Origin of the sequence: Streptomyces sp. NBC_01410, assembly GCF_045040195.1 — a bacterium.
Classification (GTDB): Bacteria; Actinomycetota; Actinomycetes; order Streptomycetales; family Streptomycetaceae; genus Streptomyces.
In genome coordinates, this window is sequence record NZ_CP109530.1 from 1,712,682 (window position 1) to 1,726,036 (window position 13,355).

Annotated in this window: 16 protein-coding genes and 5 tRNA genes; 9 read left to right on the top strand and 12 right to left on the bottom strand. The window is 71.7% G+C overall.

Translation table 11 applies throughout. The features are described from left to right. Nucleotides 1-459 carry a TIGR02611 family protein gene (locus tag OG741_RS07855; protein ID WP_405596114.1) on the bottom strand — a complete coding sequence of 153 codons (459 nt, stop codon included), beginning with the start codon at nucleotides 457-459 and terminating at the stop codon, nucleotides 1-3. A gap of 190 nt (nucleotides 460-649) precedes the next feature. Here OG741_RS07855 and OG741_RS07860 point away from each other — a divergent pair, with 190 nt between their 5' ends. Together OG741_RS07860 and OG741_RS07865 are read left to right on the top strand one after the other, a co-directional pair. Next, complete coding sequence (locus tag OG741_RS07860; RefSeq protein WP_003959770.1) at nucleotides 650-1,063, top strand: SsgA family sporulation/cell division regulator; 414 nt, start codon at nucleotides 650-652, stop codon at nucleotides 1,061-1,063. Between the two features lie 225 nt (nucleotides 1,064-1,288). Then, nucleotides 1,289-1,846 carry a CGNR zinc finger domain-containing protein gene (locus OG741_RS07865; protein WP_405596115.1) on the top strand — a complete coding sequence of 186 codons (558 nt, stop codon included), beginning with the start codon at nucleotides 1,289-1,291 and terminating at the stop codon, nucleotides 1,844-1,846. A 15-nt stretch (nucleotides 1,847-1,861) separates the two neighbouring features. Here the strand turns inward: OG741_RS07865 and OG741_RS07870 are convergent, their stop codons facing one another. Together OG741_RS07870 and OG741_RS07875 are read right to left on the bottom strand one after the other, a co-directional pair. Then, nucleotides 1,862-2,014: a hypothetical protein gene (locus tag OG741_RS07870; protein ID WP_186357054.1), complete on the bottom strand. Its 153-nt coding sequence runs from the start codon at nucleotides 2,012-2,014 to the stop codon at nucleotides 1,862-1,864. 103 nt (nucleotides 2,015-2,117) lie between these two features. Beyond that, the gene (locus OG741_RS07875) at nucleotides 2,118-2,564 is read right to left on the bottom strand and encodes a hypothetical protein (RefSeq protein WP_405596116.1); all 447 of its coding nucleotides are present in this window, start codon (nucleotides 2,562-2,564) and stop codon (nucleotides 2,118-2,120) included. Nucleotides 2,565-2,730: 166 nt separating this feature from the next. Here OG741_RS07875 and OG741_RS07880 point away from each other — a divergent pair, with 166 nt between their 5' ends. Beyond that, a complete protein-coding gene (locus tag OG741_RS07880; RefSeq protein ID WP_405596117.1) occupies nucleotides 2,731-3,237 on the top strand; it encodes a DsbA family protein in 507 nt (168 codons plus the stop codon). Between the two features lie 6 nt (nucleotides 3,238-3,243). Here OG741_RS07880 and OG741_RS07885 read toward each other — a convergent pair whose 3' ends face one another. Genes OG741_RS07885 through OG741_RS07895 form a run of 3 tightly spaced genes read right to left on the bottom strand, consistent with a single transcriptional unit; the run spans nucleotide 3,244 to nucleotide 6,011 of the window. After that, nucleotides 3,244-4,083 carry a GNAT family N-acetyltransferase gene (locus tag OG741_RS07885; RefSeq protein WP_405596118.1) on the bottom strand — a complete coding sequence of 280 codons (840 nt, stop codon included), beginning with the start codon at nucleotides 4,081-4,083 and terminating at the stop codon, nucleotides 3,244-3,246. 42 nt (nucleotides 4,084-4,125) lie between these two features. Next, nucleotides 4,126-4,956 (bottom strand): aminotransferase class IV, encoded by an 831-nt coding sequence (locus tag OG741_RS07890; RefSeq protein WP_405596119.1) that lies wholly within the window; start codon nucleotides 4,954-4,956, stop codon nucleotides 4,126-4,128. Further along, a complete protein-coding gene (locus OG741_RS07895; RefSeq protein ID WP_405596120.1) occupies nucleotides 4,953-6,011 on the bottom strand; it encodes a chorismate-binding protein in 1,059 nt (352 codons plus the stop codon). The genes OG741_RS07890 and OG741_RS07895 overlap by 4 nt, the downstream gene beginning before the upstream one ends. A 145-nt stretch (nucleotides 6,012-6,156) precedes the next feature. Here OG741_RS07895 and OG741_RS07900 point away from each other — a divergent pair. The 5 genes from OG741_RS07900 to OG741_RS07920 all read left to right on the top strand — a co-directional run bounded on the left by OG741_RS07900 (nucleotide 6,157) and on the right by OG741_RS07920 (nucleotide 6,618). Then, nucleotides 6,157-6,229, top strand: a tRNA-Gly gene (locus OG741_RS07900). A gap of 33 nt (nucleotides 6,230-6,262) precedes the next feature. After that, a tRNA-Cys gene (locus tag OG741_RS07905) sits at nucleotides 6,263-6,336 on the top strand. A 1-nt stretch (nucleotide 6,337) separates the two neighbouring features. Next, a tRNA-Val gene (locus tag OG741_RS07910) sits at nucleotides 6,338-6,409 on the top strand. 20 nt (nucleotides 6,410-6,429) lie between these two features. Continuing rightward, nucleotides 6,430-6,501 (top strand) — tRNA-Val (locus OG741_RS07915). Nucleotides 6,502-6,543: 42 nt separating this feature from the next. Next, a tRNA-Val gene (locus tag OG741_RS07920) sits at nucleotides 6,544-6,618 on the top strand. Between the two features lie 54 nt (nucleotides 6,619-6,672). On the opposite strand, the gene OG741_RS07925 is transcribed toward OG741_RS07920, so the two are convergent. The 4 genes from OG741_RS07925 to OG741_RS07940 all read right to left on the bottom strand — a co-directional run bounded on the left by OG741_RS07925 (nucleotide 6,673) and on the right by OG741_RS07940 (nucleotide 9,609). Further along, nucleotides 6,673-6,951 carry a zf-TFIIB domain-containing protein gene (locus OG741_RS07925; protein ID WP_266478549.1) on the bottom strand — a complete coding sequence of 93 codons (279 nt, stop codon included), beginning with the start codon at nucleotides 6,949-6,951 and terminating at the stop codon, nucleotides 6,673-6,675. A gap of 68 nt (nucleotides 6,952-7,019) precedes the next feature. Beyond that, nucleotides 7,020-7,985: a phosphotransferase family protein gene (locus OG741_RS07930; RefSeq protein WP_405596121.1), complete on the bottom strand. Its 966-nt coding sequence runs from the start codon at nucleotides 7,983-7,985 to the stop codon at nucleotides 7,020-7,022. A gap of 971 nt (nucleotides 7,986-8,956) precedes the next feature. Continuing rightward, complete coding sequence (locus tag OG741_RS07935; protein WP_266478543.1) at nucleotides 8,957-9,163, bottom strand: hypothetical protein; 207 nt, start codon at nucleotides 9,161-9,163, stop codon at nucleotides 8,957-8,959. A gap of 188 nt (nucleotides 9,164-9,351) precedes the next feature. Next, nucleotides 9,352-9,609, bottom strand: a complete 258-nt coding sequence (locus OG741_RS07940) for a hypothetical protein (protein ID WP_405596122.1) — start codon at nucleotides 9,607-9,609, stop codon at nucleotides 9,352-9,354. 231 nt (nucleotides 9,610-9,840) lie between these two features. On the opposite strand from OG741_RS07940, the gene OG741_RS07945 reads away from it, so the two are divergent. Further along, entirely contained in the window at nucleotides 9,841-11,034 is a 1,194-nt protein-coding gene (locus OG741_RS07945; protein ID WP_266478537.1) for a serine/threonine-protein kinase, read from the top strand. Between the two features lie 21 nt (nucleotides 11,035-11,055). Here the strand turns inward: OG741_RS07945 and OG741_RS07950 are convergent, their stop codons facing one another. After that, the gene (locus OG741_RS07950; protein WP_405596123.1) at nucleotides 11,056-11,874 is read right to left on the bottom strand and encodes a TrmH family RNA methyltransferase; all 819 of its coding nucleotides are present in this window, start codon (nucleotides 11,872-11,874) and stop codon (nucleotides 11,056-11,058) included. A gap of 81 nt (nucleotides 11,875-11,955) precedes the next feature. Continuing rightward, on the bottom strand, nucleotides 11,956-13,227 hold the full coding sequence (gene cobA, locus OG741_RS07955; protein WP_405596124.1) for a uroporphyrinogen-III C-methyltransferase: 1,272 nt from the start codon (nucleotides 13,225-13,227) through the stop codon (nucleotides 11,956-11,958). Nucleotides 13,228-13,355 lie beyond the last annotated feature (128 nt).

Consider the following 13,355-nt stretch of genomic DNA (forward strand, 5'->3'; position numbering starts at 1 on the left):
TCACTCCTTGATCTTCCACGGCATCACGATGCCGAACTTCCAGACGTAGATTCCGACCAGCACTGCGATGATCACCAGGCCGATCGTGGTCAGGATGATGTTGCGCCGGCGGACCCTCGGATCGAGCGCGCGCTGCGCCGCCTCGGTCACTTTCCGCTTGGTCCAGCGCAGCACCAGCTGCGCCCAGACGAACTCCGTCGCCCAGATCGCCATGCCGCCGAAGATCACCAGCCAGCCCGGTCCCGGCAGCGGCAGCATCACGATGCCGGCGCCGACCACCGCGAGGCCGACGACGAAAACGCCGACCTGCCAGCTCACATGCAGCGGCCGGGACCGCTTGATGAAGTGGGGCGCCCTCGAGCCCAGCACCGGCTCGGTCGCCGCCGTCACGTCCCCCGTGGCGGGAACCTCGGTCGTCTTTTCGACGACCTCGCCCCGCTCGTCACTCTCCGCATTCATGAACCCAAACGTACCGGATTCGGCGTGGTCACCAGAATGGCCCTATAACACAAAGTGATGCACCGCTATACGAGCGACATGAAGGATCACAAAACGGTCAGAGGGGTTTACAACGGCACCGTAGGTGGCATGTCGATTTCGCCGACGTGCGAATCCCCGAGCGCACACTGAGCGAAAGGCCCTGGCGCTTATGAACACCACGGTCAGCTGCGAGCTGCACCTGCGCCTCGTTGTATCGAGCGAGTCTTCACTGCCTGTACCCGCGGGCCTGCGGTATGACACGGCCGATCCCTACGCCGTGCACGCCACCTTCCACACCGGAGCCGAAGAGACGGTCGAGTGGGTCTTCGCCCGCGATCTTCTCGCCGAGGGTCTGCACCGGCCCACCGGCACGGGCGACGTCAGAGTCTGGCCGTCACGCAGTCATGGCCAGGGCGTCGTCTGCATCGCGCTGAGCTCCCCGGAGGGCGAAGCCCTGCTCGAGGCCCCGGCGCGGGCCCTGGAGTCGTTCCTGAAGCGGACCGACGCCGCGGTGCCACCCGGCACCGAGCATCGTCACTTCGATCTCGACACGGAGCTCTCGCACATCCTCGCCGAGAGCTGAGCCAGGCCGAGAGCTGCACGGCGCCGTCCGACTCGGGGCGACGGCGCCGCGCGGGCAACCACACACGTCAGACACCGGCGCCGTCACCGCGGATTCCACCGCAGTGACGGCGCCGGTGCGTTCCAGGTCCTGTCCGGCCTGATCGCCCGGACAGGGCTTGGGCACGAACCGCTAGAGTCAGCGCAATTCGGCGGGCACCGGCCCGCAGCAGCCAGGGAGCGAATCGTGCTGATCCCCCACGACACCCGCATTGCCCTCGACACGGTCGTCGATCTGGTGAACACCGCCCCGGAGAGCGGGCAGGACAACGCGCTCGCGGACGTCGCCTCGCTGTACGACTTCGTACGAAGCCACAGTGTCAGCGGAGTGGGCGAGCTGAGCCAGCGGGACCTGAAGGCCGTGCAGGGCGTGCGGACGCAGTTCGCGGAGATCTTCGCGGCGCCCGACAGCCGTACGGCGGCCGAGCTGGTCAACGAACTGGTGGCGGCCGCGGGAACCACCCCGCAGCTCACCGACCACGACGGCTACGACTGGCACGTGCACTACTTCGCGCCGGGTGCATCGGTCGCCGACCATCTCGCGGCGGACTGCGGGATGGCGCTGGCCTTCATCGTCGTCGCGGGCGAACAGGAGCGTCTGCGGCGCTGCGAGGCCCCGGACTGCGGTCGCGCCTTCGTCGACCTCTCCCGCAACCGCTCACGCCGCTACTGCGACAGCCGCACCTGCGGCAACCGCCTGCATGTCGCCGCGTACCGCGCGCGCCGCAAGGAAGCGGCGGGCTGAGGGGCCCCGATCCCCTCACAGCAGGAACAGATCATGTACCGCGGCCATGAGCAGCAGAAAGCCGATCACCGCGAGAAAGATCATCAGAGGCGGCTGGGAGAGTGCGAAGAGGCAGCCACGCGGCTCTTCGGTCGGTGCGGGGGCCTCGCCCCGTGAGGTATCGAGCATCTCGGGGTGATGATGGCGCAGAGCAGCCTGCCGTGATCGATCAACACGCCCCTCGACTGCGGGAGTTCACCAGATCCCGTGTTTGCGGCCATGGCGTGATACGTCAGATGCCGTGCTTCTTGAGGATCGCCTCGATGTCGCTGAAGTCCTCGCCGGAACCGGCGGCCTTCGGCTTCGCCTTGGGCTGGGTCGCGGGACGGCTGCCCGGCCCGAGAGAGGGCGCCGAAGCGGCCGGGGCGACGGCCCCCTGCTCCGCCGCCCTGGCGGCCGCCTTGCGTTCCTTGCGGGTCCCGCCGCTCCGCCGCTCGATGGCCCGGGTGGTCATGAAGAGCAGCCAGGCGCCGCCGAGCAGGGCGAAGCCGAACCAGGCGGACGGGCTGAAGGCCGTGTCCACGACCCATTCGACCGCGCCGGTCAGCACCAGGCCGATGGGGACCAGCGAGTAGGCGGTTATCCGTGCCGCAGCGAGGAAACGCTTGCGGTACGCCGTGACGGCGGCGATGCCCAGGCCCGCCGCGGACACCGCGGAACAAATGGTCTCGGCAAGCATCCGGTCCTCCAGGCTCAGACGGTCACGAGGGGGTACGTCCCTTCCATCGTGCACCGTCGGGCCGCATTGCGGCCACGGTCCCGTACGACCTCAGGGAGATCTCCGGGGCGGTCTCCTCCCCAGGTCCCGGTCGGTGCGGGTGGCCACGGACTGGGACACTGGACTAATGAGCGACTCCATCACCGCCCGCCCCGTCGTGCTCGACGTCTGGTGCGAGCTCCAGTGCCCCGACTGCCGCAGCGCCCTGAAGGATCTGCGGGCTCTGCGCGAGCGCTACGGCGACCGGCTCGAGCTGCGGCTGCGGCACTTCCCCCTCGACAAGCACAAGCACGCCTTCACGGCGGCGCAGGCCGCTGAGGAGGCTGCCGAACAGGGCAAGGGCTGGCCGTACATCGAGGCGGTGCTCGGACGCGTCGACGAACTCGCCGCGAAGGGCGAGCCGCTCCTGCTCGACGTCGCGCGTGAACTGGGTCTGGACGCCGAGGAGTTCGACACCGCCCTGCTCGACGGCCGGCACATCCTGATCGTCGACGCCGACCAGGCCGAGGGCAAGGCGATCGGCGTGACGGGCACGCCGACGTACGTCATCGACGGCGAGCGTCTCGACGGCGGCAAGAGCCAGGAGGGGCTGCGCGAGCGCATCGAGGAGATCGCGGACCGCCTGCTCGGCTAGGTCCGGCTAGATGAGCTGCTTGAAGCTGTTGATGTGGGTCGTCTCGTAGCCGAGCGACTCGTACAGCCTGAGCGCCGGGGTGTTGTCCGCGAAGACGTGCAGTCCGAGCAGCGGCAGCCCGGCGTCCAGCGCGACGCACTCTGCGAGCAGCATCAGGGACCGGCCGTGGCCGCGGCCGCGCTGTGCCTCGGCGACCTCGACGTCGTACACGTATGCCCCCGTCTCACCGGGACGCACCTCCCGCCGGCCGACGAGGACATGGCCCACAACGGTGCCCTCCCGCTCCAGGACGTGGAGTCGGATGCCGGGGCTGGCGAGGCCCTCGGGCAGGAGCGCGCTGTGCTGAGCCTCCGACTTGGCGCGCGCCTCGGCCGCGGGGACTCCCCTGTCGATCCAGTTCTGTGCGTAGGTCTCGACGGCCGTGGCACGCCACTGCGCGAACTCCGCCTCGCTCATGGGGCGGCCGGCGACATCCGGCGGCAGGGCGGGCGGGGCGTCGGGCAGCTCCTTGAGCATGTTGCGGCCGCGCTCGACGTAGCCGAGTGCGGTCGCGAGCCTCGCGGCCGCGGTCGCCTCCGGCGGAACGGCGACCTGCACCTGGGTGCAGCCCCAGCCGCGCAGCACCTCCTCGGCGGCGAGCGCGGCGACGGTCCCCCGCCCACGCCGCCGGTCCCGCTCGTCGATGTTCAGCGAGCGGATGGTGCCCGCGGTGGCGCTGAGAGCGGGGAAGGTGGCGATCTCGATCCGGCCGACGGGACGGCTGTTGACACAGACCTCGTAGAGCCGTGACTGCGCGCCGTCCGCCTCGTGTTGAAGCGGCCCGGTCGGCCGCAGGGTGGTGGTCATCAGGGGTGTTCTACCTGCCCTGCGGCCGCTCGTCACGGGGTTTTACAGGGCCTTCGGATCCGCGTCGGCGGCCGAGCGCTCCTCGAAGATCCGCATGGCCTTGGCGGTGACCGGTCCCGGCGCCTCCGTGAGCGCGCGGTCGTCGACGCGCCGGACCGCCTGTACGTCGCGCAGCGTCGAGGTCAGGAAGATCTCCTCGGCCCGCTCCAGCACGTCGAAGGGCAGGTCGGTCTCCTTGGCCCCGGTCCACTCCACGGTCAGGGCGCGGGTGATGCCCGCCAGACAGCCGGAGGAGACGGGCGGGGTGTACAGCTCGCCGTCAACGACCACGAAGACGTTGGAACCGGTCCCTTCGCAGAGCTGTCCGACGGTGTTGGCGAACAGCGCCTCGGACGCGCCCTGCTCGCTCGCCCTGGCGAGCGCGACGACGTTCTCGCCGTACGACGTCGTCTTGAGCCCGGTCAGGGCGCCGCGCTCGTTGCGGGTCCACGGGACGGTGATCACCGCGGTGGCGTCGGGGCGGCGCCTGCTCTCGCCGAGCGCCACGATCAGTGTGGGCCCCTCGGTGCCGCGGTCGGAGCCGAGCGGCGAGGTGCCGCCGGTGTAGGTGATGCGCAGCCGCCCGAGCTCCATGGGGTTGGCTTCCAGTACGGCCGTGCAGGCGCGCCGCACCTCGTCCAGGTCGGGGTCGGGCAGGCCGAGGCCGCGTGCCGAGCGGGTCAGCCGGTCGAGGTGCCTGGTGAGGGCGAAGGGCTGTCCGTACACCGCCTTGACCGTCTCGAAGATGCCGTCGCCCACGGTCAGACCGTGATCGAACACGGATACCCGGGCGTTCTCGGCGTCCGTCAGTCCGCCATTGACCCAGAGCTTCATCCAGCTGTCCTTCCGCTTGCCGCGTACACCCCCGACGCTACCGCGAGCAGCCGGGACGCCTTCAGCTCGGTCTCGTCCCACTCGCGCTCGGGGTCGGAGCCCCAGGTGATCCCGGCACCCGTGCCGAAGCGCAGCACCGGTCCTCGGGGCTGGTCGCGGTCGATCCAGAACGTGCGTATGCCGACGGCGAGCTCTCCGGTGCCGCGGTCGGCGTCGACCCAGCCGATGCCTCCGCAGTACGGGCCCCGGGGTGCCGTCTCCAGCGCGTCGATGATCTTCAGCGCACTGGACTTGGGCGCGCCGGTCACCGAGCCGGGCGGGAAGGTGGCCGCCAGCAGCTCCGGCCAGCCCGCCTTGGGCCCCAGCTCGCCGCGGACGGTCGAGACGAGGTGCACGAGGCCGGGGTGGGCCTCGACGGCGCACAGGGCGGGGACGGTGACGGTGCCCGTGGCGCAGACCCGCCCCAGGTCGTTGCGGACCAGGTCCACGATCATCACGTTCTCCGCGCGGTCCTTCTCCTGGAGGTCAGCGGCGGTGCGTCCGGTGCCCTTGATCGGCCCGGACTCGACGATCTGCCCGTCGCGCCTGAGGTAGAGCTCGGGGGACGCGGTGGCGATCTCGACGCCGTGGGCGGGCAGCCGAATCGTTCCGGCGTACGGAGCGGGGTTGCCGCGCGCCAGCAGGGCGGTCAGCGCGTCGACGTCGGCCGCGTCGGGGTCGGGCAGGGGCGCCGAGAGAATTCGGCAGAGGTTCGCCTGGTAGACCTCGCCCGCGGCGATGTGTTCGCGGATGCGGTGTACACCGGCCGTGTACGCCTGCCGGTCCAGCGAGGAGGTCCAGTCGCCGGCGGCCGGTCCGCGCCAGCGCCCCGGCACGGGCTCGGGCACCGGCCGCGTACCCACATTGTCGAAGCGGGCGCAGGTCAGACGGCCCTCGAAGTCCGCGGCGACCGCCCAGAAGCCGGCGGAGCCGAGTGCTTCCGGGTCGCTGGTGACATCACGGAGGTCCGTGGCGAGGAGGTGGCCGAAGCGGGCCAGAGGAGCAAGGTCGTGCACGTCTGCGAGTGTATGGCGGGCGCCGACGGGCCGCTGCGGCGTGAACACACCTCAGCACGCTGCGGAAACGCGTTTTTGTGCTGGACCAGGAATCCGCTAGAGTTCAACACGTCGCCGGGTCGCGCAAGCGGGCCGGAAACGACAAGCGGACGTGGCTCAGTTGGTAGAGCATCACCTTGCCAAGGTGAGGGTCGCGAGTTCGAATCTCGTCGTCCGCTCGATGGGGGATCTTCCCGAACCCCTGCACTCCGGGTGGAGTGGCCGAGAGGCGAGGCAACGGCCTGCAAAGCCGTCTACACGGGTTCAAATCCCGTCTCCACCTCCACGGACGATTAGCTCAGCGGGAGAGCGCTTCCCTGACACGGAAGAGGTCACTGGTTCAATCCCAGTATCGTCCACTGGATCCGCAAGGATTCGCGCGCGATTAGCTCAGCGGGAGAGCGCTTCCCTGACACGGAAGAGGTCACTGGTTCAATCCCAGTATCGCGCACGCAGTATCATGCAGGACCGCAGCACAACTCAAGATCGTCCCGCGCGATTAGCTCAGCGGGAGAGCGCTTCCCTGACACGGAAGAGGTCACTGGTTCAATCCCAGTATCGCGCACCAGCCAGAACCCCCGGCCGTCGAGACGGCCGGGGGTTCTGTTGTCCGTGGGGCGGCTCAGGAGGAGAAGAGCATCCGGCCGAAGCTCTTCTGGCGGTGGTGGCCGCCGTGGTGTCCGCCGTGGTGCGGGGCGCCCCAGGCGGGCGCGGCGGGTGCGGGGTAGGCCTGCGGGGCCGGCGGCGCGGGCGGGGCCTGCGTCCACTGCGACTCCAGGCGGGTCAGGGACTCCAGCTCGCCGTAGTCGAGGAATATCCCCCGGCAGCCGCTGCACTGCTCGATCTGAACGCCGTTGCGGTTGTACGTGTGCATCGCTGCATGGCACTTGGGACACTGCATGATCTGCTCAGCTCCTCGCCGTTCGGTCGACGTCGCCGGGATGCATGCCCGGTGACAGGTGGTTCAGCCTACGACGGAGGCTCGAACTCCAACTCGGGCGGGAGGGCGGCAATTCGGGCACAGGCGTCGATCACGGCCTGCTCGACCTCGTCCGGTTCGCGGTGTTCTGCGGCGGATTTCGCGAGGGCGAGGGCAGCGGTCTGGACGGTCAGCGCGCGGGCGGGGACGTCGAGTTGGGGCCAGGGGTCTCCGTTGCCGCTGACCGCGGGCCCCTGCGCGGCCGTGTACGCCCCGAGGAAACGCCCCCAGATCTCAGGGGCCAGCAGCCCGGCCGCGTACCAGGCGGCGGGCCGGGCCAGGTCCCAGGCGGGGTCGCCGAGGCCGAGATCGTCCACGTCGATGAGCAGCCAGGGGCCGGCGGGGGCGGGATGGCGGACGAGCTGGCCGAGGTGGAGGTCGCCGTGGCAGAGCGTGCGGGCGCGGGGCGGGGGCGCTTCGTCGCGGGCCCAGGCGGGCAGGCGCCCCCATGCGCGCTCCACGGTGGCAGTCGCGGGGTTGTCGGCCGCCGCCGCACGCATCCGGGCCATGGCCACGGCGGCCTTGGCGGGGCCGCGCATGGGGGGGATGGGGCCGGGGAGCCCGGCGGGCTCGATCCGGTGGAGCCGGGCCAGTAGGACGGCGGCCTCCTCCCAGGGGGCGGTGTCGGGATCCGCGGGGTCCACGGGCAGGCCGTAGGGCCAGGCGGTGACGGGCCGGCCGTTGACGTCACCGGCGGGGAGCGGGACGGGGGCCAGGAGGATGCCGGCGAGGCGGGGGTGGGCTGCGACGGCGAGGCGGGCGTGGTGCGCGCCGGGGTCGGTGCCGGGGGCGTGCGCCTTGGCGACGGCTTCGCCGTGCCGGACGACGGCGCCGTCGTCCCGCTCGGCGAGCACGGCCTCGTCGTGCCCGCAGGCGGGGCAGGCCTGGCGCGGCGTGAAGAGGTGGGCGGCGTCGCGGGCGACGTCGGCGAGCGTGCGGACGACGTCTGCGGTCACGGTCTCCCCCCGGGGTGCGGTGTTCCCTGGCGGGAGCCTACGCGGCGGGGGTGCGGGCGGTGGGTTTCCCCCACCCCGCCCCTTCCCGAAACTGGGGGCGAGCCCCCGGCCCCCCAGCGGGGAACGGGGGTGTGGGGGCTGACGCCCCCCCCGCCGGCTTCGCGGCGCGTGCCGGGTACCCCCGTGTGAAGCGTGGGCCTTCACGAGGCGAGGCCCCCCGTTGCCGCGCGCGTCGGGTTCGGGGGGCGACCCATAACCCCGGGCGCCGGGTTCGGGGTGCGAGGCTCGCATCGCCATGGAGCCCGGGCTTGGCGGGTTCGGGGGCGAGGCCCGCAACCCGTGGAGCCCGGGCTTGTCGGCACGGGCCCCACACCCTCCCGGCCGCCGCGGCGCAGGGCTCGTGCACTCGAACCTCGGGCTTCGCCGCGCGAGGCCCGCACCGCCGTGGAGCGCCGCATTCGCGGCACACGGCCGTGCCCTCGCGGAGCCGGGGCTTCGCGGCGCTGGGCAGCCCGTACCCCCGTGGGGTCCACTTCGCAGCGTGGTGGTGGCACAGCCGAGGTCGACCAGCTGCGTGGAGCGGTGGACGCGCACGCCGAGCAGACCAGGCGCGCGGCTCAAGGGTGCCCAGTTGTCCGAACGGGGGGAGCGAACCCCCGGCTTCACGACGCTGCCGTGCCCCGTCCGGCGGACGGAGTCCGGCGCAGCGGTCCGAAGCCCGTGAGGCCCGCCAGGGCCGAGCGGTGCGAGGGGCGCACGCAAGAGGGCAGACCGGCACAGCGGCCCGAAGCCCGTCAGGCCCGCCAGGGCCGAACGGTACGAGGGGCGCACGCAGAAGGGTGGACAGCGCGATGGCCGGTCAGCTCCCCAGCTGACCGGCCAAACGCTGCCGTCCGCCGCACCCCCGTCCCCACGGGGTTGTTGGCCGGATGTCCCCGACCCGGACCGCTCTTCCGGGCCCGGGGCGCCGCTCAGCGCCCCAGCATCACGCCCACGGACGACGCTTGTGTGACCACTGCTTCCCAGCCGCCGAAGGCGACCACGAGCAGGGCTGCGAGAGGGAGCACCATCGCCGTCGCCACCAGTGGATGGCGTCGGCCCGACGGGCGGCCGCCGAACGCGGCGAATGCCCTGCGTCCCTGCGTGCGGATCATCGTCCGCGATGCCGTGTCGGCCATGCTCCCTCTCCTGTCGTATTTGGCAGCGGCGGGTGTCTGACCTCGGGGGACGAGTGCTGCACCCGCCGCTTGACTTCAACATTAGGGATCCGGGGGGTCCCGGTCGTCATGCCCTCGTACCGATTGCCGGGCCTCCCGGAGGATGAGCATCGCCCCGGTGACGTACTCCCCTGGGTGGAGACGAGCTCCTAGGACTTGGGGTCTTCCCCGAGGGGATGCTCCGAGGAGTCCTCCCGCGGCACCGGCTGCTCGACCAGTGCCAGCACCCTCGTGGCCATGAAGCGCGCCGTCCGCACCACCGTGCCCGTGCGGGTGACTTCGCTCACTTCCACCACCCCCCTGCGCACCGCCGTCTCGACCCTGCGACCCGCCCTGCTTGCCACCACTTCGTACGTACGAGTCGTGTCTCCCGCGTCCACGACTATCTCCACGCGGTCACCCTTCACGATCCAATCCCCCTTCTGCGACGGACCTTTGAGATCTCGCACGGGTCACCGGGGCCCGATCCGCGGCCCCCTGACCACTCTTCAAGTTTCCCACCCGGCACTGACAATCGATCGGGCCGCGAGGGCGCGGCCTATGAGCACACCGGGGCAGGGGTACGTAAGCTGTGCCACGTCAAACGGACGACCGTGGCAGCGGGGGTGGGGTCTCCCCACCGTAGGTAGGGGACGGACATGGCGATGATGCGGCTCCGGCGCGAGGACCCGCGTGTCGTCGGCTCGTTCAGGCTTCACCGGCGGCTCGGCGCGGGTGGCATGGGGGTTGTGTACCTCGGGTCCGACCGGCGCGGGCAGCGCGTGGCTCTGAAGGTGATCCGGCCGGACCTCGCGGAGGACCAGGAGTTCAGATCGCGCTTCGCGCGCGAGGTCTCGGCCGCGCGGCGGATCCGCGGAGGCTGTACGGCACGGCTGGTGGCCGCCGATCTGGAGGCGGAGCGCCCGTGGTTCGCCACCCAGTACGTCCCCGGTCCCTCCCTGCACGACAAGGTGGCCGAGGACGGCACGCTCCGGGCCGCCGAGGTGGCCGCGATCGGGGCCGCCCTGTCGGAGGGCCTGGTCGCGGTGCACGAGGCCGGGGTCGTCCACCGGGACCTGAAGCCGTCGAACATCCTGCTGTCGCCGAAGGGCCCGCGGATCATCGACTTCGGCATCGCCTGGGCGACGGGCGCGAGCACACTCACACACGTCGGCACGGCGGTCGGCTCCCCCGGTTTCCTCGCGCCCGAGCAGGTGCGCGGCGCGGCCGTCACCCCGGCGACGGACGTCTTCGCGCTGGGCGCCACACTCGCGTACGCGGCGACCGCCGACTCGCCCTTCGGACACGGCAGTTCGGAAGTCATGCTGTACCGGGTGGTGCATGAGGAGCCGCAGCTGTACGGGGTTCCGGACGCGCTTGCTCCGCTCGTACGGGCCTGTCTGGCGAAGGACCCCGAGGAGCGGCCCAGCACGCTGCAGCTGTCGATGCGGCTCAAGGAGATCGCGGCCAGGGAGGCCCAGGGGCTGTCGGAGGCCCGTCCTCCCGCCCAGCGCGAGCGGATCGAGCAGGACCGGCCGACCTCGCGCTATCCGCAGCGTACGCAGCGCGTGGAGCGCTCCGAGAGGGTGGAGCGGACAGAGCGCCTCGAGCGGCGGACGGCGGGCACGTCCATGCCGCGCCCGGCGCAGCCGCCGCGCACCGGCGGCACACGCCCTCAGGCTCCGCGCAACACCTCCCGCACGAACGGGCGTCAGGGCACCAAACCCGGCGTGCGCCCCACATCCCCCGGGCGGCGGCCCGCCAATCCGCGGCTGCTGCGCCAGCGCATCATCGTCTTCGTCGTGGTCACGCTGATCGTGGCGCTCGGAATCGCGGCGGCCCAGCAGCTCTAGCAGGCTGAATGGGGCTGCGGCTCAGGCGCCCGGGCGGCCCGTCGCGACCGCGTAGAAGGCGACCGCGGCGGCCGCGCCCACGTTGAGCGAGTCCACTCCGTGCGCCATCGGGATCCGCACCCACTCGTCGGCGGCGACCAACGCCTGTGTCGAGAGCCCGTCGCCCTCCGCGCCGAGCATCAGCGCGACGCGCTCCAGCCGGTGCGGGGCCGCCTCGTCGATGGCGGAGGCCTTCTCGTCGGGGGTGAGGGCGAGAAGCTTGAAGCCCGCTTCCCGTACGGACTCCAGACCCCTGGGCCAGGAGTCGAGACGTGCGTACGGGACGGAGAAGACCGCACCCATCGACACCTTCACGGAGCGGCGGTAGAGCGGGTCCGCGCAGTCCGGCGAGAGCAGTACCGCGTCCATGCCGAGGGCGGCGGCACTACGGAAGATCGCTCCGATGTTGGTGTGGTCGTTGACCGACTCCATGACGACCACCCGGCGGGCGGTCAGCAGCAGTTCGTCGGCCGTGGGCAGGGGCTTGCGCTGCATGGAGGCGAGCGCGCCGCGGTGCACGTGGTAGCCGGTGACCCGTTCGGCGAGCTCGGGGCTCACCGCGTACACGGGTGCTGGCAGCTCGTCAATGACGTCCCGCATGACGTCGACCCACTTCGCGGAGAGCAGCATCGACCGCATCTCGTAACCGGCGTCCTTGGCGCGCCGGATGACCTTCTCGCCCTCGGCGATGAACAGGCCCTCCGCGGGTTCGCGCTTGCGCCGCAGCTCGACGTCGGTCAGACCCGTGTAGTCGCGCAGGCGCGGGTCGTCGGGGTCCTCGACAGTGATGAGATCAGCCACAGGGTGATACTGCCTTCTCCTGGGTGTGGTGCCAACGGCTGAGCGCCGGTCGGTTACTGGTGGTTACGCGGCGTGGAACGCTTATCCCTTGCGCGGGCCTACGGTGACGACGTCGCCGATGACAATGACCGCCGGCGGGCGCACGTCCTCGGCCCGGACCGTTTCGGCGACGGTCGCCAGGGTCGCGTCGACGCGGCGCTGGGACGCGGTCGTGCCCTCCTGGACCAGGGCCACGGGGGTGTCGGGGCTCTTTCCGTGGGCGACGAGGGTCCGCGCGATCGCGCCGATCTTGTCCACGCCCATCAGGACGACGAGTGTGCCGCGGAGCTTGGCGAGCGACTGCCAGTCGACGAGCGAACGCTCGTCGTCGGGGGCGACATGGCCGCTGACCACCGTGAACTCATGGGCCACCCCGCGGTGGGTCACCGGGATGCCGACGGCGCCGGGAACGCTGATGGAGCTCGAGATGCCGGGGACGACGGTGCACGGGATGCCCTCCGCGGCGAGGGCTTCCGCCTCCTCCATGCCGCGCCCGAAGACGAAGGGGTCGCCGCCCTTGAGGCGCACGACCGCCTTGCCCGCCCTCGCGTGCTCGATCAGGGCGTTGTTGATGGCCTCCTGGGCCATGAAGCGGCCGTACGGGATCTTCGCGGCGTCGATCACCTCGACGTGGGGCGGGAGTTCGTCGAGAAGGTCCCGCGGGCCGAGGCGGTCCGCGATGACGACGTCCGCCTCGGCGAGGAGGCGGCGGCCGCGGACGGTGATCAGATCGGGGTCGCCGGGGCCGCCGCCGACGAGGGCGACGCCTGGCGTACGGGTGCGGTGGTGGGGCGCCGCGAGGGAGCCGTCGCGCAGGCCCTCGACGATCGCGTCGCGCACGGCTGCCGAACGGCGCGGGTCGCGTCCCGTCAGCACGGCGACGGTTACGCCCTCGGACCGGCCGGTGGCCGGGGTCCAGGCGGTGGCGGCGCCGGCGTCGTCGGAGCGTACGCACCAGGTACGGGTGCGCTCGGCCTCGGCGGACGCGCGCTCGTTCGCCTCTGCGTCGGAGGTCGCGATGAGCGCGTACCAGGTATCCGCGAGGTCGCCCTCGGCGTACGGGCGCCGCTCCCAGCCGATCTCGCCGGCCGCGGCCATCGCCTCCACGGAAGGCGTCGCCTCCGGGGACACGAGGACGATGTCGGCACCGGCCGCGATGAGCGCGGGCAGGCGCCGCTGGGCGACCTGGCCACCGCCTAGGACGACGACGCGGCGCCCGGTCAGGCGGAGTCCGACGGGGTAGGCGGGGTGCTCGGCTTGCTCAGCGTGCGCGGCGGACTCGGCTTGCTCAGCGGGCTCTGCGTGCTCGGCCATGGCGGTCGTGGCTCCTCGTGCGGGGCGGTGCGTGTACGGGACCGCTGCGGCGGTGAAGCGGCTGGTGGGGTGGGGTGGGGCCCTGGCGAATACCTTAAGGGGGTGGGGGGTTTCTCCCCTGCCCCGCC